An 18,981-nucleotide genomic window follows, 5' to 3' on the forward strand; every position below is an offset into this window, starting at 1 on the left:
TTAGTCACCCTCCAACATCGTTTTTTCAATGATATTTATTGTCTGCTTCTTCTCTGTAACATTCACTGTGATTTCATCTCCAACATCTTCTGGGTTTAGCTTAGCATTGATATTGATCATTTCTGATGGTAGAACAAATTTGTGTCTCCTTGAATAAATAACCTTCCCCTTTGAAATTATTTGGGTACGTATATTCGATCTTGGATTTTTTACTCGATAAGAAAATTTAATGACTTTTTCGGATGTGAGATCATCAATCCGTTCTGGTACGGTATAGCCTACATTTGTCCCCGGCTTAATCGTAACTGATCTACATGTTTCAAGAGTGGGTATTAGTAACTCCTTTTTCGCGTATAGGGCTGCATTTTTTCCTGCTTGTTCCGCTTCTTCTGTTACCCAATCAACTAAGTCGTGAACTTGTAATACATTTCCACATGCAAAAATTCCCGGTATTGTGGTTTGAAGATACTCATTTACATTAGGACCTCCATTATTTGCAATATCACATCCTGCTGTCGCGGAAAGTTCATTTTCGGGGATTAGTCCTACACTAAAGAGAATTGTATCACAATCGAAATGCTTTTCCGTCCCAGGAATTGGGCGCCATTTTTCATCAATTTCTGCAATTGTTGCACCTTCTACGCGTTCTTTTCCCCGAATATCAATGATTGTATGCCGTAAATATAAGGGTATTCCATAATCATCAAGGCATTGGACTTGATTTCGTTTCAAACCGCTTGGATAGGGAAGCACTTCGGATACTGCGAGCACTTTCATCCCTTCTAATATACATCTCCGTGCCATGATCATACCTATATCTCCAGATCCCAAGATTAATACTCGGTGTCCTGGAATATATCCTTCCATATTGATAAAACGCTGGGCTTGACCTGCTGGAAAAATACCTGCTGGACGGGAACCTGGGATGTTAATGGCGCCTCTGGTGCGCTCTCTACATCCCATGGCCAAAATTATTGCTTTTGTTTTGACATGGAATAATCCTGTTTTAGAATTAATAACTGATACAATTTTATTTGGTGTTAAGTTAATAACCATTGATTTCAGCATAATTTTTACATTCGATTGACCAATCATGTCAATAAATCGCTGAGCATATTCAGGTCCTGTTAATTCTTCTTTGAAATGTTTTAATCCAAAGCCATTATGGATACATTGTTGAAGAATTCCTCCCAATTCATTATCACGCTCTAAAACTAGTACAGAACATCCTTCTTGGTCTGCTTTCAAAGCTGCAGCAAGACCTGCAGGACCTCCTCCAATAACTACAACATCATATTGAATTTCTTTAATCTCATTATTTGCGCTCATAATTATTCTTCCTCCTATAGATTTTCTCCTTGATATATTTCCGAATTCAAGTTCTTAGAACGTTTAAATACAACTTGTGAATCTCCGCCGGTTTTAGTGATCTGCTCATAGATCATTTCACATTCCCGTGATATAATCTTCATGATTTTTGCTTGGCAGAATCCTCCTTGACATCTCCCCATCCCTGGACGTAATCGCCGTTTGACCATATCTGTATTTGTACACGGGATAAGTGTATGGCAAGATTTGACTATTTCTGCTTCTGTAACTAATTCACAGCGACAAATCATATTTCCCCATTGTGGATTTTCTTCGATTTTTTTGGCTAATTGAGCTTCCGATAAATCAGCATAGCGAACCTGTTTTTTACGGGTAGCAATATAATTGTCTTTTTCTACTAAAACATATTTACATTCATTTTTAATTATCGTCTCTACTTTCTCTGCAATCGCTAAACATGAAGATAATCCTGGTGAATCAATTCCTGCCGCATGGATGAAGTTAGTAACTGAAGAAAGTTCAACGATGAAATCGTGACGTAATGTGCTTGCACGAATGCCTGCAAAATTGGTGATGTGTTTTCGGAATGGAAGATCTACCAATTTCATACCTCCTGTTAAAATTTCATTTAATCCTTCGGTAGTAGTCTGATTTCCTTCCACATCATTAATTTCATCGGCATTTGGTCCTACATAAAAATTTCCATGGAGAGTTGGACCTACAACAATTCCTTTAGAAACCACTGTTGGACATGGAAAAAGAATTTTTTTAAGTGGAAGGGAATTTTTATCGAACATAATATATTCTCCTCTGCGAGGAATGATGTTGAAACTTTCATCTCCGACCATTTTTGCGATTTTATCAGAATATATCCCTGCAGCATTAATAATGGTTCTAGCTGTTATTTTTCTTCCATCAGTCGAATGAATACTAAATTCATCTGCTTCACGTTTGATGAATCCAACATTATATTCTAAAAATAGTTTTACTCCATTGGCTACACTATTTTCTGCTAAGGCGATAGTAAGTTCCCATGGAACAATAATTCCAGCTGTTGGAAAATGTAGTACTGCTATAACTTCATTTTTCAGATTAGGTTCTAATTCCTTGATTTTGATAGGATCGTCAATAAATTCGACTTCAACATTACGATTTATACTTTTAGTAAGTTCTCCTTGTAATGTCTTAACTTCATTTTGATTCGTTGCGCAAAATAATGCCCCTGTGCGTTTATAATCTACGCCAAGCTGAGGACAGATTTCATCAAATAATTCATTTCCACGAAGACTTAAGGATTCTTTCAAAGATCCTTTGGCAGTAAAATATCCTTGATGGATAATACCACTATTTGCTTTGCTTGTCCCCATAGCAACATCTGCGTCTTTTTCAATTAAGGCTATTTTTAAATTATACTTGGCCAAACGTTGAGCGATTGAAGTGCCCACGCATCCAGCACCAATGATTGCAATATCATAATCCATTTTCATTTCAACTCTATTACTATCGAAAATTATTTTGTCACTAATAAATTCTGTGGGATTTTTTTCGGAAAAAAAGTAAAAAAATCACTTAATTCTTCGTTATCCCCGCGATATCATATTTTTTATGTTTTGAGATGGTTAGATTCCTTTATTATTTTTTAGAAAAAGATGAAATTGAGTTCATAAATGATCATGGGCGTGATCACCTATGGAAACCAAACTTACCAAGGAAGAACTAATTGAGAAGTCCAAAATCCCTTCAAAAAATGCGATGAAAATGCATCCATTTTATAAAGGGAAATTACAAGTAATGCCTCGTTGCTCCGTACGCGATTTTCAAGATTTTGGGATCTGGTATAGTCCAGGTGTAGCAGCACCTTGTAATGATATTTATCAGAATCCAGAAACCGTTTACAAACATACAAGTAAGTGGAATTATGTGGCGGTGGTTAGTGATGGGACTCGCGTGTTAGGTTTAGGAAATATTGGGCCAGAAGCGGGATTGCCTGTAATGGAAGGGAAGGCCTTGTTGTTCAAATATTTGGGTGGTGTTGATGCATTTCCCTTATGTGTTGGGCCTAATATGGATGCTGAACAAATAATCCAATTAGTGAAATGGATTCAACCAACCTTTGGGGGAATAAATTTGGAAGATATTCAAAAACCTAAATGTTTCAAGGTATTAGATGCCCTTCGGAAAGATCCTGATATTCATATTCCGGTTTGGCATGACGATCAGCAAGGAACTGCGTGTGTTACTGTTGCAGGAATGATTAATGCTTTGAAAGTAGTAGGCAAAAAGCGAAAGGATGTAAAAATTGTGTTTAATGGTGTGGGAGCAAGTAATTTTGCTATACAACGATTGCTAGGAACTGCCGGATTTAATACAAGAAGTGCTCTATACGTTGATTCTCGAGGTATTCTTTATAAAGAACGGGAAGATCTTCTTTCTCCTGACAATTATAAATATGAAATTGCGCAAAGAAGCAATCGTGAACAAATTCAAGGTGATTGTGGAACTGCTCTTGAAGGAGCGGATGTTCTGATCTCATTATCCAGATCTGGTCCCGGAGTTATCCAAAAAGAATGGATTTCAAAAATGGCAAATGATGCTGTGGTATTCACTTGTGCAAATCCTGTTCCTGAAATATTTCCATGGGATTCAAAAGAGGCGGGTGCACGAATTGTGGCGACTGGAAGATCTGATTTTCCAAATCAAGTTAACAATTCAGTTGGATTCCCTGGAATATTTCGTGGTACTTTAGATGTTAGAGCAACAACAATTACTGATGAGATGTGTATTGCAGCCGCTGAAGAACTTGCCAAATTTGCTGCTCACAAGGGTATTAGTGAGAATTATATCATTCCTACTATGGAAGATATGCAAGTTTTTATTGATGAGGCAGTTGCTGTTGGTCAAAAAGCAATTGAACAGAATGTTGCTCGAATTCGACTTTCTGCGGATGAAGCAAGGGATATTGCCACCAAACTCATTACTGATTCCCACGATCAAACAAAATTGTTAATGAAAGAAGGATTTATTCCAGAATATCCAAATTATCTTTAATTCTTTTGGTGTAATTTTTTTTTTTTTTAAATTTAATTATTTGTTAAAATAATTCTAATTACAAAAATGGAAAAAAAAACGTTCGATTAAATGGAAGATTTGGTCTTTTAACGAATGTCATTTGATAGCTATTTATAACCTTAGGTTAAAACTATTCCAATTGCTCACCCATAAATGAGATTTCTTCCACATCTATTTTAAAGAATTAATATGTATTCTTTTGAATGAATTCATCATCCGAGGGATAGGAACACGAATCTATGTCTTCACATGACATCACTGATATGGAAATTGGTATTGCTTTAAGCCATTATCATCATAAACTTGGGCCCCAATTTGTTGGAATTAGTTTCAACTTTACTTCATTTGATTCCATCAGTCAGTATAATATTCTTCAAGATTCAATATCCTCACGATCGAATGACCTTGCCTTATTTGTGAACAATAAGGAAGGAACCCCCTATACTATCCGAATTAAGAAAATTAAAATATTGGATCCCTTAGCTCGGGGCGGGGTACAAAGATATGCTGTAGTACTATTAATTCCAAGTGATTTACAAAAATTTGATTTTAATATCGAGGAAATTGCAGAAGATTTAATAGATAAATTGTCCCAAGGTGCCAACATTCATCAATCTTTAAATGCATGGCATACATTATTGAATGATCAATTTGGGGCAATCAAACCTGATGAAGAGCTTAAAATTGTACGACGTATTAAACCCAAAACTCAAACTTTAGACTTATTTTAATTTTTTTTTATTATTTTTGATTACGTTGCTTCCTATCCTTCTAAACGTCTATTATTCTTCTTAAATTCTTATTTGGTAAATTATTTTGAAAGTGATTTTGAATCATCGATTTGATATTATTCAGAATGGATGAGGTCAAATTTGATTATTATTCATCTTATTCTAAAATAATGATGAAATTCATTTTAAGTTCAACTGTCTTTTCTAGTCAATAACAGTGATTTCTATGGGAAATGAAAAATATACGTATGTACCATTCGAAGCATTATGGCAACTCGAAAAAGATTCTTTTATTGGCATGGGTGTTCCAGATGAGGATGCAAAAATTTGTGCGGATGTGTTATTTGAAGCGGATAAACGAGGTATTGATAGTCACGGTGTTGGACGACTATTTATGTATTATGCACGTGTTCGCCGAGGACAACAAAAAGCTACCACAAAAATAACGGTGGAACGTGAGAAAGCTGGAACTGCTCGATTGGCTGCTGATAATGGTATGGGGCAACCTGTATCTCATAAAGCGATGCAAATGGCGATTGATAAAGCAAAAAAATGTGGAATTGGGATGGTGACTGTTGGAGAATCTAATCATTATGGGATTGCAGGTTATTATTCTCTTATGGCTTCAGAACAAGGGTGTATTGGTATAACTGGTACAAACGCACGTCCATCTATCGCTCCAACTTGGTCTGTTGAACCGATGCTTGGAACAAATCCCCTTACTATTGCATTTCCAACAGATTATGAACCTACGGGAGGTCATTGGTTTGCTGATCATGCCACAAGCATTACTCAACGAGGAAAAATTGAGTGGTATGCGCGATTAAATAAACCTGCTCCAAAAGGTTGGGTGATAAACTCTTCTGGAGAGAATCCTACTGATACAAACCAAATTCTTAAAGATATGTTAGCAAAAAAAGCTGCTCTTACTCCTCTTGGAGGTAGTGGTGAAGAATTGGGTGGTTACAAAGGTTATAACTATGCCACTTTTGTTGAAGTGCTTTCGGCTGGATTATGTTCTGCGAATTTCCTTCAAAATTGCCTTGGATTTCATTATGAAGGCGAAACGCAAGTATTTGATCCTTATCGATTGGGTCATTTCTTTATTGCCGTTGATATTGAAGCTTTTGAAGATCTTAACACTTTTAAGAAAACATCTGGTGAGATTTTACGTTCTTGTGCTAATGCTAAAAAACAACCAGGTGCCGATCATATTTATGTTGCTGGCGAAAAAGAATATACTACAATTTTGGAACGTGAAAAAACAGGTATTCCGTTATCCGAAGCGACTCAACTTCAATTACTTGAAATGATGGATGAGTTGAAAATGGATAAATCTAATTATCCTATAAAATGGACTGTTGAATATTCTGGAAAAGCCGATGCCCAAGGATGGTAATAAGTATCCAAATTTTTCATTTGAAATTTTTTTTTTGCAATACATTCAAATCCTTTTTTAGCTAAATTATATTTATCAATGGTAGATTTTCCCAATAATCCCGTAAAAGCTGAAGATATTAGTCGATTGGATGAAAATTCTGTTAATCTTGGTATTCCGAAGTCATTTCTCATGGAATGTGCTGGATTACAAGCGACTAACAAACTTATGGAGATGTATAACCTAAATTCCAGTTCCAAAGTAATTATTTTTGCTGGAACCGGTAATAATGGGGGTGATGGGCTTGTTATTGCACGTCATCTTGCTACACGAGGCATAAATGTCATAGTTGCTCTAATTGGAGGGGCTTCCAAAATTCGAACAGAAGAATCTCAAAGAAATTGGCATATCTTAAGTTCGCTTGTTTTAACTTGTCAGATTGAAGAAATAGTCGATTCTTCCAATATTAAATTATTTGTTGATAAAAATTCCAAGGCTGATATTATAGTGGATGCGTTGTTAGGCACGGGAGTAAAAGGAAAAATTCGTGAACCGATTGCCAGTATAATCGATGTTTATAATCAATATAAGTGTCCTAAAATTTCTATCGATATTCCCACTGGAATTGATCCAAACACAGGTAAAATTTTCCAAAAAGCAGTAAACTGGGATTTCAGGATCGCCTTCCATCGAGATAAAATTGGAATCTATAAATTTCCAAATTCTTGGATTGCTCCAATTGGAATTCCTGTTGAAGCTCATGTAATAATAGGTGAAGGCGATCTGCAACAATGCTTGAAATTAAGATCTCGTTCAAATCACAAAGGTGAATATGGAAAATTACTTATCATTGGCGGGTCTGAAAATTTTTCTGGTGCTCCCGCCTTAGCTGCTTTAATCGCCATTGAATTTGGTATTGATTTAGTAAATGTTTTGGTTCCCAAAAATATTGCAAATACAGTGCGTCAATATTCTCCTAATCTTATTGTCCGTGAGGGAATAAATAAAAATTTATGTATAGATGATTTTTTCATGGCAAAAGAACTTTCAAATTGGGCGGATGCAATTGTAATTGGTCCCGGATTGGGAAAATCTGAAGAAACCACTTCCTTTTTTAAGAAATATGTTTCTTGGTTGCTTACTTCGAAAAAACCTTGTATCATTGATGCTGATGGGATTGGGCTTCTTGGTGAATTAATTGCTACAGAACAAGTTAACCTTTTGAACTCTAATTGTCTTATCACACCTCACAAAAATGAACTAAACTCGATTATATCCATAGAAAAAATTCCTGCTAATGATTCATATTTTGCATCGTGCGATTTTTTCTACAAAAATTTAGCTAAAATTGGCGGAAATTATTTAATAAAAGGAGTGAATGATTATATTATACCTCAAGGCTGTCAAAATCCAAAGGAGATTAGAATTAATCGTACTGGATGTCCTGAAATGGCTGTAGGTGGAACGGGGGATGTATTAGCGGGACTATGTGGTTCTTTTGCAGCTCTTGGAAATTCTCTCGCACATAGTGCTGGTTGTGCTGCTTTTCTAAATGGATTGCTTGGTGAATACACAAAAAAAATACTCGGTTCCCGCATAAAAGCATCCGATTTAATCTTACATTTACGTTCTTTTTTAAAAAGTAAAAATTTATGAACTTGCGTTGCAAGAAAAAACTAATAGGTATTACTAAACAAAGTGAAGCATAATGCAAATTTTTCAAGTTATTCCTAATGGTGAAGTGCACGAAATTCTTGATGCGGATAAACCGATTGTTGATCTCTTAGATTCAAACGAATCTTACATAATGTGTGATGATGATGCTCGGATTGTTTATTTATGGAAAGGTCGGGAATCTAAAGTTCGATCAAAGTTCATTGGTGCACGAAAGTTGCAAGATGTAAGAAGTCAAGTTGGCCTAAATTATCGAAGTACTTCAATGGATGAAGACGATGTGCTTGCTGGTGAATTTCCAGAATTTAGCGAAGCTATTATGAATCCTCGTTCCGATGGATTCGCACGTGAAATTCGTGAAGATGGAGATGATGTTCAATATAAAATTGAAAATGGAAATCCGCCTCCAAAACCTAAATCCTACTCGAATTTAAATGCCAATAATTTAAATGAAAATCTCCAACAAACAGGACCAATTTATACTGGCGATGAAGGTGGCTTTTCCTCATATTCTTTGGCTCAACAATCCGGTGCTAAACCATATTCTAAGGTGGAATTAGAAAAAATAATTGATATTCTAGACGAAGAAGAAATTCCTGCTGGTTTTGAACGAGAAATGGTTATAATTGGTGATAAAAGTTATTCAGTTACCGAAAAAGTTCAATCATTTTTAGGAAAAAAAACTGTTGAACATCAATTGGAACCTATCAGCACTTTACCCGAAGGTGTATTTTTTGCTGAAGGGTACGTTCCACGTGTTTTAGTTCAAGATCAAACGGTTGTTGCAATTGAATTCTTGCGTAAAATAGAATAATTTTTTTTTTCCAAAAAATGATATTTTTTTAACTTCCAATGTCTTATTTTACATCAAGGAACAAATTAATTATGTCTCTAAATCAAACTGATGCCCAACAATTATCTGCTTATTTAGCAAACATCACTCAAAATACTGAGTTGGATGCACTTGCTTTGGTAACTCGAGAAGGTATGCGGTTAGCTTATTCAGCTGTTCCTGGGTATGAAGTAAGTCCAGATAATTTATCCGCAATGGGGGCAGTATTGCTTCAATCCGGTAATGATTCTGTCACAAAAATTGGGTATAACAAATTGATTGAAGTTGTTCTTCGTGGAAAAAAGAGTTTTTTAGTTGTCTCAGCAGCAGGACGTTTCTTTTTGATTGGAGCATCTCGCTCAATTCGTGATTTAGGGAAGACAGTCACGGTTTTCCGTTATTATTCTAAAAAGATAGGGGAAACTTATCAATAAATTTTTTACTTCACTAAACAATTTTTCTTTAATCTTTAATCGTACCAATTTATTGAGTTTACATTTTTATTTGGTAATAACCAATATTCAAGTGACATGGAACTCAAACTTTTTGTAGAGATTGTGAGTAATATTAGTCAAAAATGCATTCTAAGTGTGAAAAATGCTGCGAATCTAGGGCTACCTCAAGGGGGGTCTGTCATTTTAGTAGATCCCGCATTGAATACAAATATTGCATGCACAATGGAACCAGATTCCGAAGTTCTCGATTTCAGTGTTCGTGTAGCTAAGGATGTATTAACTCAAATTAATTTTACTGGGTTAGAAATAATCATTTTAAGTAATGATGATCAGAATGGGGCGTCAATTCCTGCTCCAAATAATAAATCCCAGCCTCCGATTAACATTCCTCCTAGCCCTATCCTACCTCCTACACCGAGCACTTCGAATTTTCCAACTATTGATTTAAATTTAAATTCATCAACTGCACCAGCCCCAAATGTACCTTCGATGCAAACTCCTCAAGTTCCTCCGATGCAAGCACCTCAAGTTCCTCCGATGCAAACACCTCAAGTTCCTCCGATGCAAACACCTCAAGTTCCTCCGATGCAAACACCTCAAGTTCCTCCGATGCAAACACCTCAAGTTCCTCCGATGCAAACACCTCAAGTTCCTCCGATGCAAACACCTCAAGTTCCTCCGATGCAAACACCTCCGATGCCCGTATCTCAAATGCCTCCAATGCAAGCCCCACCTGTGCCCAATTCTCAAATGTCTGCACCTCAATCTTCCGTTCCTCAAAGCCTACCTCCATTAATTGAGGTGGATCCTTATCCTAATCGAATTCCTATTTCACAACTTGCTAATCAAACACCAAATTCCGCAATTTTAATTCCGAAAATTTCTAAAAAATCTCTTTCTGGAAAAATTGTTATTAATGCTAAAACTGCTACTCAGCTAAATTTGTATCCTAATGCGATTGCAGGATGGGAAGATCACTTAACTCGTTCTACTGGATCTGCACGTGTTGAAATCATGGAATTGGGTGATGGGAATGTTGGTATGGATGAAAATACGATATTTGATACCAATGTGAAAGCTCCCCAATTAGTTGTATATTCTTTAGAGCCTCCAATTGTACCTGTTGAATCTTTAAGTCTTGAAGTTGAGTCTAAACCCGATTTAGGTGGATTTATTGAAATAAATCATCGTAATGCTCAAACCTTGCAAGTTACTGAAGGAGACATTTTATCTTTTGAAGATGAATTGACAGGTGCCTTTGGTGCAGGAAAAGTTCGGTTCAATCCTAATGTTCAAGAATCTAATGCCATAATTGACCAAGAATTAGTAGAAGCAAGTGGAGTTGGGAGCTTTGAGGTAGAATTGAAAAAAAATATTCGGCAAATTATCCCTCTTCAATCCATTGAACTGGGTGTTTCGCCAATCAGTGGAGAAAATGTCTGGGAAATAATTTCCATGGCACGGGAAAATATAGATGTTGTTAAAAAATGGTTGAGCAATTATATCATTTATAAAGGAATTAAATTAAGGTGGAAGTCTGCAAATATCGCCATTGAAGTGCTTAACACGGTACCGGACTTGAGTGGTGATGTTCTTGCCTCTATTTCGCCTTCAACTGCCATTGAATTGAAGCCTGTTAGTTTAATTACTTTTAATGCTATTCTTGTGATTGATATAAGCCGTTCTATGATGGCTCGGGATGTTCGGGTCACCAATATCGGTCCTGCTTTGGAAGGTATAAAATCTGCTATGCATGATCCTGAAATCCAAGACTTTTTGGCAAAATTTAAACCTGGAACCAATGTTCCGCGAAGATTATCTGCAGCTTTTTCAGCAATTTTGTTCTTATCTGAAAAAGTTGGAAGAGGTTTTGGAGAGCGTGTAAGTGTAATAAGGTTCGCTGATGAAGCTCAAATTTTACCAATGTCTGCTGGAAAACTGTGGATGGATTCTTCATCTGGTCAAAAGGGTGAACTCGAAAATTGTGCCCGTTTGATCGTTCGAGAAATTGGTAATGCTTATGGACAAGCTACAAATATGGGATTAGCGATGCAAAAAGCACAAGAATTATTAAATCAATTCTCAATCGATCAGCCTGATCAACCTACAATGATTGTTCTACTGACTGATGGAAATCCAACTGATGGAACTGCTTTTTTGGATGCTATTGACAAGATTTCTGAAAATCAAAATGTCGTTCTCTATATAATTGGACTTGGAAATTTAGATGATGGAATGATGAAGAAAGCAGCAGTGAAATGTGCTGGTGAATACTTTAAACCCGAAGATTCGGGAGAATTACTTGTTTGGTATAGTAAAAGAGCTCGAGATCTCACATTAAAACTTCGAAGAGAAGAGAAAAAATAACATAAAATTTTTGTTTTTTCTATTTTTTACCTAATTGTGAATCAAACTTCATCTATACTTCAGGTTTATACTGACGGAGCGTGCGAAGGAAATCAATTCGATCAAAATTATGGAGGATGGGCTGCAATAATTTTAGAAAACAATTCCATTTTACATCAAACTTCCGGTTCTACAAAAAATACTACGAACAATCGAATGGAATTATTGGCTGTTATTCGAGCTCTACAGATTATTGTTAGAAATAAATTACATGAATCCCATATTATCCACATTTTTTCCGATTCTGCATATATTGTTAATTGTTTTGCACAAAAATGGTACATCAAGTGGAAGAAAAATAATTGGAGTAATTCTCAAGGAAAACCCGTTTTAAATCCTGATCTTTGGAAAGCTTTATTATCTCTCGTTGAAAGATGTAATTTTCAATTTATTAAAGTGAAAGGACACTCTGGGAATAAGTATAATGAAATGGTTGATCAACTAGCTGTGAGCGCTATAAAGGAATTAAAATTATTGGGAAAATGAAATTCTTCCCACACTTATATCCATTTTCCCTTCAATTCCTCAGAATTAGAAGAATTTTTTTTTTTAACCTTTTTCCCCGTTAATTCTCGTGTTTCTATTATATTTTTCTTCGTAGCATCATCGATGTGCATACTATGTTTCTTTATCCAAGAACCTGGCTTATATAAATGACTTGTTATAATCTTCTGTAAATCTTTCCACTTATTTGTAGATGATTGTAAATAGTTTTTTAATTGTTCATGACGATCTTGTAGATATTGAAAGTATTTTGCTTCGGATTGAAAAGATTTTTCCACTTCTTCAGCGAAATTATAGAATGTTGAGACATTGCCGCTAAATTCCTTATCGAAGTATTTATGATATTTTTCATCGAACTTAATTTGTAGATTTTTTAGCTGTTTCATGGTGATATCGTGAGATTTTTCACCCAAAATTACTATTACCATAATATATTTTTCAGAAATACTAAATGTAAAACGTAAATCTTCGAGTTGAAGAAAACTCACTTGTCGATGTGCAATTTCTGAGGAAAATGTCATAATAGCATATAAATAGCCCGTAATAATTCCCGAATCTACATCGGTGGGTAATTCTTGAAATGTCTGCTCAAAAATACACATTCCGCTTTCTTTATGGATGATCCAGAATTTTACAACATCCTTCATTAGCATATTTAATGTTTTTTTCCCAATAAATTAAGCTAAATGTGAAAGTATGAGTAAATATTTTATTTATCAAGAACTAATGGATGATCAATGAGTTATATCTCTGAACGGAATAATATTGGAAAAATAGCGTTGCATCTTGATCAAATAAATATTCCTTACCGATTTCAAGATATTGGTGATCAGGAAGATAAAATTTTTCCTGCATTAATTTGTACATTCCGTGTTGAAAATCTCGAATTTGATGTTATTATATATAATTTAAATAAGTGGATTCATGTCAAAACCCTTGTAATGGATACTGCAGATCTTTCTTCTGACATTCTGCTGAAAGTTTATGAATTGTGTTTAGAATTAAACTATGATCTCCCCGAAGTTACTTTTTCTGCTTTTCAAAAAAATATCTTTATTGAGGTTGATTGTCTGGTCGATGTGGATTTTGATGATTTTAAAGCGGAATTTCTATCTATTGGAGATGGAATTGAAGCTTTTATTAGTACAATTAAACAAAGACAAAACATTTCCATCCAAAGCACGAAAGGATTTGTACCTGATAAAAATTCAAAAATGCGAAGAAAAAAAATAAAAACCTTCTGAATAATATGACAATTGAAACCTCCCCTCTTGTATCACTTAATTTACTAAATTTTCCTCAACAATTGTTGATTGGAAAAAAAAATTATTTGTTGAACTTTGAAATCACTAATCTCGTGGCAACTAAAGAAGATTGTGTCATAAATTTTACGGGAGCTCATTGTAAAATATTAAATGTTTCATCTAATTCAATTAAATTTTCATTGAATCCGTCTGAAAAAAAATCTTTTAATTTGGAGATAACACCCACGCATAATGGCGCAATAAATCTCAATTTTGAAGTTATTCATCAAAAAAAGGAAGAATATCAGGAAATATTTTGGGAAGTAAAAAAAAAAATCGAAAAAACCTTAATACAAACAATTATTAACGAAAAACCTATTGAAAATTTTGACATTGATGCATTCATCTCGAAAATCCCAACTTCAATAGAATTAAACGGCATCGAGACTGTTACTTCAGAGCAAGCTCATCATATTTTAAATGAAATCCAATCTCCACCCAAAGCACCTCCTCCACGAAAAATAATTCGATCTATTGAAAAAGTAATACCTTCTAATTCTAAAGAAGAAGATCAACATCCTTCTGAAATTGAAACGAAAATAATTCATGAATCAGTTATTGAATATGTACAAGATCCTGCTCCTCCTTCCTTAACAATTGAGGAAAAAGATTCCCTATATTCGGATCTTGTCATCAAGGTTGCACAACATGATATTGAATGCGCACTTGAAACAATAAAACTAATTTCCAAAGAAGATATAAGGAAATCTCTCTATAAACAAATAGTTCCTTTAGGATATTCCCAAAATTATTCTTTTATATTGAAAGAAGTTTTAACAATTCCTTTTACTGACTTGAAAAATCATTTTTTATCGGAAATGGCTTATTTTCGAGTAAAAACTGATCCGAATGAATCCGCAATGGTCCTTCTTAATATTAGTGATGATAATATGCGTGATAGCGTTCTTTCTCATATCATTTTTTATATTTCTACAACCCAACCTAGTCTTGCTTCAAAACTAGTGTATCAAATTTCAACTCCAGAATTGCAACATAAGATTCTATTTGCCTTAATTAAAATCTGGAGTGAGAAGAACAGACAAATTGCTATATCTTCCCTCAAGAGTTTGATCGAGACAATTTTAACTAAAACTAACACAGAGCTTATCCGATCCTGTATGATTTTACTTGCACATCTGACTAATCCTCCTGCAGTAGTTGAACTTATTGAAAATATGAAAGTTGAGGAAGACAAAATTTGGTTAAAAAATTTACTGAAAAAGGATTTAAAAGAAAAATCAAAACGGACTACCGTTAGAATGATTCCACAAATTGTTCAAACCTTATTTTATAGTTTTCCTTGTGCTACAACTAATATTACTTCTTCTTTAGATTATCTTTCAAAAATTGGAGGTAATTTGAGCATAAATCTTTTAGATAATGTTCAATCTCCTCAAGTGATTTTCCTTTGTCCATTCAAACATAACTTTTCTCTCTATTCAAGTATCCAACAAGTCTATTTTTCTGTTGAAAGTGAGATAAAGAAATCTTTTGGCTTTATTCTATTTCCTGAAGATGATCTTTTGGCAGAATCGAATTGGGTTCATTTGAAAGATCTATTGGGAAAATTTATCATTCAAAATCCAAATCCAACTCATCTGATTTTATTGGATTTTATTCCCTATATGTCAAAACCTTCCGTTTTTTATTCTTCAAACGAAATTAATCAAAATTCATCAATTTATACAAAATTATATTCAATTCAACAATATGGAATCAATCTCTTTCATAATACACACTTTTTCCATGAAGGAGAGATTCTTAACAAAATTCAATCTCAAATCTCAAATTCTAATCTGAAATTTATTAATATGGTCTTAACATATAATTTTCTTAGAGACCTCCCATTTCTGAATCTGCTTTTCAAAACAATCGTTCAATAAATGAATAAAACGTGTGAATTATGGCTAAAAAAAAGAAAAAGAATGATGCTTTACCCGATCTGTTTGGATCAGTCTTATCTAAAACACCAACGAATGATTCTAAATCAATTAATGCGGAATCATCTACTAAAAGCTCCCCGGTATCTGCTTCTTCATCAAAAAAAAAGAAGAAATTTAAATCACTTTCGAATAAATCGAAGCAAAATCCATCCATAACAGCCCATGAAAAAGATAACCAAATATTTGATTCTTCTTCAATGCGTGAGATTAATATTGATTCTCGCTCTTGGGAATCAATGTTAGCTGACACAAATTCATGGAAGTGGCTTCCATATTCTCATGGAATGGAACTAGAACTTGTAATTTGCGATAAAGACGGACATTACTTGGAAGGAGAGCAAATTGTTTTTATTCTCAAAGAATTGGTAACTGACGCAACTAAAGCGATGAAGGCTATTATAAAAAATGAACATAATGCTTTCCCCCCAATGCCAGAATACATTCGTTCCAAAATAAAAAAATTTCCCTATAATCGGACCGATAAAGAGAAGGGATTTTTAATGTGTTTCGATTATGAGATAAACAACTCAAATCTGAACAAAGTGATCCCAGTTGATAGTTTTGGTCGGGATGGAAATGTAACCATGAGCACAATAATATTAGAATTGGTCACTCCTCCATGCCAATATGCTGAAGAATTGGCATATTGGGCCAGTACATTATTTAATTTAGCAAAAACAGTTCTACCTAAAGGAAAAAATGCACTCTTTATTATGTCCACTGCTTTGAATCCAACAGTGAAAGAATATACTGCTGGATTATCGCATGGGGACCATCACCATATTGGATCATTTTATGATGATCGAGAAAAAGTACAATGCTATGACATGGTGCGCAATTTTTTACCCCATCTAATAGCATTATCTGTTAATTCCCCTATGATTAACATGGCACCTACAGATTCCATTAAATCAAAACTTATAGATGGAAAACCGCGGTACACTGCTCCTAAATGTATTAGGTCAATAAGATTACAGAATAATACTACTATGTTAAGTAATAGTGCTGATTCTGCAAAGTATTTACCCTATCTGGCCACGGGAGATCAATCTGACAAAGATCTCCTTTTGAAAACTCTTGAAAAAGCATCAATTGAAGATGCACGTTTTCAAGATGTTTACCCATTCACTAAATATGGTACTGTTGAGGTGCGAGTTATGGATGCTCAACTTTCTATTGCTCGGAGAATTGGTTTAGCTTTATTATTAGAAACCATGTTTTATAAAGCGAGGAAACTCTATTATGGGGGTAAATGGGTCCCCAATGTTAACTCTGAAACAATCTGCTTTAATAGAAGGATGGCTATTGAACGTGGGATGATTGGATTATTTAAAGGGGTTAATTCTGATAATCAACAATTGGCTGCCCAAGGTGATCAATTTTTTGCTGATTGTTATTTTGGTACCCAAGATAAACCCCACAGGTTTATGTTCCAAGCAGTTCAACAAATGTTTCATTATTTAAAGGAAGATCTAATAGAATTAGGATATCTTGATTCTCCCTTCATGAAACCATTATTACAATCTGTTTTTGGTGATATTTCATATGCTCAAACACCTATGACTGAAGCAGAATATCAATTATGCCTTTATGATTGGAAAGTAAAACAAAATGAGATTCCAGACATTGTGAACACCCTAATATATTATACTGGGGAATATTCTAAGGATCCACTTCAACAACCCTTAACGGGAAACTTAAATCTTCCAAATTATATGCTCTAATGGAAGAAATTCTTTTTTATATTCATCGACTGGTGAAATTAAACAATGCTGCGAGTCAAAACAGAAATTGATGGAAAAATCGAAATTTTAGATATGATTGTAATTGATGCTCATTCACATTTAGGTATTGATGAAGATGGGACTGCCATGCAAAATCCTTTGGCTCCCGGGCAAGGAACCTTTGATTTTTGGGGAAAAATTGAAAATATGATTCGAAGTGATTGGAACGAAGGAAAAATGTTGCAATCCTACAACACCCGAATTAATAGTATTCCCACGAAATTATCTTTTGAGTTTATTCAATTACCACTATTTTCAAAAATTACAAAAGCTTTAAAAAATAGTACATTACAGTCAAATTATAGTGGACTCGCTGATCGCTTTCAATATCAAAATTTAATAGATCAAGGTGTTGTATTTCCTTTCCAAGATGTATTTCGGAAAAAAAAACCTGCAGCTATTTTTCGAGCCAGTAATATCAATGTTGCTCGACATGTCTCTCAATTTCCAGTGTCATTGAGATTAAATGGATATATTCGATGTGTTCCTTGGGAGGGGCAAAAAGCTCTTGATGAAGTCGATTTTTGGATGAACCAGACTGCAAATATTCGAGGTATCAAATTACATCCGCGTTCTGATGGTTGGTTAGATTCTGTTTCTTCTTCTCAAGTCATTGAAGTTGTGAAAAAAGCCGCTTTTTACAACTTACCTGTAATATTTGATACACGAGGAAAGCAAACAATAATGGATTTGGCAGAATTAATTAAAAAAACACGTGATAATCTTAGAAGACAATCTCCTGAATTAATTCCTCAATTTAAAGCAATAATTGCCCATGCGGCCGCCGGGAACGTGAATGATGAAGATGTATATGCTGCAATCGCTCAACCTAATACTTATATGGACATGTCTCTATGTCAAGGAAAAACCGTTGAGCAATTTTTCCTCACCTTTAGATTATGGTGTGAGCGGAATCAAATTGCACAGAAAACTGGTCGTACTTGGTCAGAGTTTTGTTTATATGCCTCAGACTATCCATATTTCCAAGAATTGCATGCCAAATCCCTTATTCAAAATTTAATCGATCCAATATTCTTTGAAAATGGAGGAAATTTACAAGATCTGCGAAATATTTTGGGTCTAAACCAATTAAAGCTATTTCCCGAATACGGAAAATTTATCAAATTTCCTCCGACGGTTCCCATTTCTCTAATGGTGGAAAGTTCACAAAAATCTGCTCCTAATGCTTCTAAGGATCCAAATTTGGGATTTAATACACAAGATATTATGTGTCAGTCAATAGCCAAATTAATTGAAGAAAATCAAATAAATATTAAAAAGGTTGTATTTCAGTTTGAAGAAACCTGGAAATCCTATAAAAATGAGGCTATACTCTATACTTCTCCAAAAAAAAATCCTGAAAATATCATTCCTCTATTGTTGATGAATATCCAAGATGATAATCTAGGTTTGATTACGACGATCCCAGATCAGTTTGATTGGAACCCATTAGGTTCCAAATTTTATGATGCATCAACAAACAAAATATTTCGTAAAATAATCAGTAGATCTAATACCAGTAATAATGCAGTCCATGCAAAAGATCTCCTTTCTCATATTTACACTTAGTTT

The 18,981-nt window shown here is 34.5% G+C and carries 15 protein-coding genes; 12 read left to right on the top strand and 3 right to left on the bottom strand.

Annotated elements, in window-relative coordinates; all coding sequences use genetic code 11:
• Together NEF87_RS20935 and NEF87_RS20940 are read right to left on the bottom strand one after the other, a co-directional pair.
• Positions 1–1,329 (bottom strand): NAD(P)/FAD-dependent oxidoreductase, encoded by a 1,329-nt coding sequence (locus tag NEF87_RS20935; protein WP_457917353.1) that lies wholly within the window; start codon positions 1,327–1,329, stop codon positions 1–3.
• A 14-nt stretch (positions 1,330–1,343) separates the two neighbouring features.
• The gene (locus NEF87_RS20940) at positions 1,344–2,810 is read right to left on the bottom strand and encodes an NAD(P)/FAD-dependent oxidoreductase (protein ID WP_371803465.1); all 1,467 of its coding nucleotides are present in this window, start codon (positions 2,808–2,810) and stop codon (positions 1,344–1,346) included.
• Positions 2,811–3,018: 208 nt separating this feature from the next.
• Here NEF87_RS20940 and NEF87_RS20945 point away from each other — a divergent pair, with 208 nt between their 5' ends.
• The 8 genes from NEF87_RS20945 to NEF87_RS20980 all read left to right on the top strand — a co-directional run bounded on the left by NEF87_RS20945 (position 3,019) and on the right by NEF87_RS20980 (position 12,360).
• Complete coding sequence (locus NEF87_RS20945; protein ID WP_457917354.1) at positions 3,019–4,377, top strand: NAD(P)-dependent malic enzyme; 1,359 nt, start codon at positions 3,019–3,021, stop codon at positions 4,375–4,377.
• Between the two features lie 260 nt (positions 4,378–4,637).
• Complete coding sequence (locus NEF87_RS20950) at positions 4,638–5,129, top strand: hypothetical protein (RefSeq protein ID WP_371803467.1); 492 nt, start codon at positions 4,638–4,640, stop codon at positions 5,127–5,129.
• Positions 5,130–5,355: 226 nt separating this feature from the next.
• Entirely contained in the window at positions 5,356–6,528 is a 1,173-nt protein-coding gene (locus NEF87_RS20955; RefSeq protein WP_457917355.1) for an Ldh family oxidoreductase, read from the top strand.
• 78 nt (positions 6,529–6,606) lie between these two features.
• Entirely contained in the window at positions 6,607–8,163 is a 1,557-nt protein-coding gene (locus NEF87_RS20960) for an NAD(P)H-hydrate dehydratase (protein ID WP_457917356.1), read from the top strand.
• A gap of 52 nt (positions 8,164–8,215) precedes the next feature.
• Positions 8,216–8,995 (top strand): hypothetical protein, encoded by a 780-nt coding sequence (locus tag NEF87_RS20965; RefSeq protein ID WP_371803470.1) that lies wholly within the window; start codon positions 8,216–8,218, stop codon positions 8,993–8,995.
• Positions 8,996–9,033: 38 nt separating this feature from the next.
• On the top strand, positions 9,034–9,447 hold the full coding sequence (locus NEF87_RS20970) for a hypothetical protein (RefSeq protein ID WP_457917357.1): 414 nt from the start codon (positions 9,034–9,036) through the stop codon (positions 9,445–9,447).
• 96 nt (positions 9,448–9,543) lie between these two features.
• Positions 9,544–11,835 carry a VWA domain-containing protein gene (locus tag NEF87_RS20975; protein WP_457917358.1) on the top strand — a complete coding sequence of 764 codons (2,292 nt, stop codon included), beginning with the start codon at positions 9,544–9,546 and terminating at the stop codon, positions 11,833–11,835.
• A 36-nt stretch (positions 11,836–11,871) separates the two neighbouring features.
• A complete protein-coding gene (locus NEF87_RS20980) occupies positions 11,872–12,360 on the top strand; it encodes a ribonuclease H family protein (RefSeq protein ID WP_457917359.1) in 489 nt (162 codons plus the stop codon).
• Positions 12,361–12,374: 14 nt separating this feature from the next.
• Here NEF87_RS20980 and NEF87_RS20985 read toward each other — a convergent pair whose 3' ends face one another.
• Positions 12,375–13,025, bottom strand: a complete 651-nt coding sequence (locus tag NEF87_RS20985; protein WP_457917360.1) for a hypothetical protein — start codon at positions 13,023–13,025, stop codon at positions 12,375–12,377.
• 90 nt (positions 13,026–13,115) lie between these two features.
• On the opposite strand from NEF87_RS20985, the gene NEF87_RS20990 reads away from it, so the two are divergent.
• From NEF87_RS20990 to NEF87_RS21005, 4 genes are read left to right on the top strand one after another with little or no spacing between them, the layout of a single operon-like run.
• The gene (locus NEF87_RS20990; RefSeq protein ID WP_457917361.1) at positions 13,116–13,622 is read left to right on the top strand and encodes a hypothetical protein; all 507 of its coding nucleotides are present in this window, start codon (positions 13,116–13,118) and stop codon (positions 13,620–13,622) included.
• A gap of 5 nt (positions 13,623–13,627) precedes the next feature.
• A complete protein-coding gene (locus NEF87_RS20995) occupies positions 13,628–15,565 on the top strand; it encodes a hypothetical protein (protein ID WP_457917362.1) in 1,938 nt (645 codons plus the stop codon).
• A 20-nt stretch (positions 15,566–15,585) separates the two neighbouring features.
• Positions 15,586–17,349, top strand: coding sequence for a hypothetical protein (locus tag NEF87_RS21000; RefSeq protein WP_457917363.1), 1,764 nt, complete (start codon positions 15,586–15,588; stop codon positions 17,347–17,349).
• Between the two features lie 45 nt (positions 17,350–17,394).
• Entirely contained in the window at positions 17,395–18,978 is a 1,584-nt protein-coding gene (locus NEF87_RS21005) for an amidohydrolase family protein (RefSeq protein WP_457917364.1), read from the top strand.
• Positions 18,979–18,981: the final 3 nt, after the last annotated feature.

This window comes from Candidatus Lokiarchaeum ossiferum, from assembly GCA_025839675.1.
GTDB classification, from domain to species: domain Archaea; phylum Asgardarchaeota; class Lokiarchaeia; order Sigyniarchaeales; family Promethearchaeaceae; genus Lokiarchaeum; species Lokiarchaeum ossiferum.

Coding starts and splice junctions, on each gene's coding strand:
- NEF87_RS20985 (WP_457917360.1), bottom strand. CDS start 13,025: ATGAAGGATGTTGTAAAATTCTGGATCATCCATAAAGAAAGCGGAATG.
- NEF87_RS20940 (WP_371803465.1), bottom strand. CDS start 2,810: ATGGATTATGATATTGCAATCATTGGTGCTGGATGCGTGGGCACTTCA.
- NEF87_RS20960 (WP_457917356.1), top strand. CDS start 6,607: ATGGTAGATTTTCCCAATAATCCCGTAAAAGCTGAAGATATTAGTCGA.
- NEF87_RS20955 (WP_457917355.1), top strand. CDS start 5,356: ATGGGAAATGAAAAATATACGTATGTACCATTCGAAGCATTATGGCAA.
- NEF87_RS20965 (WP_371803470.1), top strand. CDS start 8,216: ATGCAAATTTTTCAAGTTATTCCTAATGGTGAAGTGCACGAAATTCTT.
- NEF87_RS20990 (WP_457917361.1), top strand. CDS start 13,116: ATGAGTTATATCTCTGAACGGAATAATATTGGAAAAATAGCGTTGCAT.
- NEF87_RS20935 (WP_457917353.1), bottom strand. CDS start 1,329: ATGAGCGCAAATAATGAGATTAAAGAAATTCAATATGATGTTGTAGTT.
- NEF87_RS21005 (WP_457917364.1), top strand. CDS start 17,395: ATGCTGCGAGTCAAAACAGAAATTGATGGAAAAATCGAAATTTTAGAT.
- NEF87_RS20970 (WP_457917357.1), top strand. CDS start 9,034: ATGTCTTATTTTACATCAAGGAACAAATTAATTATGTCTCTAAATCAA.
- NEF87_RS20950 (WP_371803467.1), top strand. CDS start 4,638: ATGTCTTCACATGACATCACTGATATGGAAATTGGTATTGCTTTAAGC.
- NEF87_RS20945 (WP_457917354.1), top strand. CDS start 3,019: ATGGAAACCAAACTTACCAAGGAAGAACTAATTGAGAAGTCCAAAATC.
- NEF87_RS20995 (WP_457917362.1), top strand. CDS start 13,628: ATGACAATTGAAACCTCCCCTCTTGTATCACTTAATTTACTAAATTTT.
- NEF87_RS21000 (WP_457917363.1), top strand. CDS start 15,586: ATGGCTAAAAAAAAGAAAAAGAATGATGCTTTACCCGATCTGTTTGGA.
- NEF87_RS20975 (WP_457917358.1), top strand. CDS start 9,544: ATGGAACTCAAACTTTTTGTAGAGATTGTGAGTAATATTAGTCAAAAA.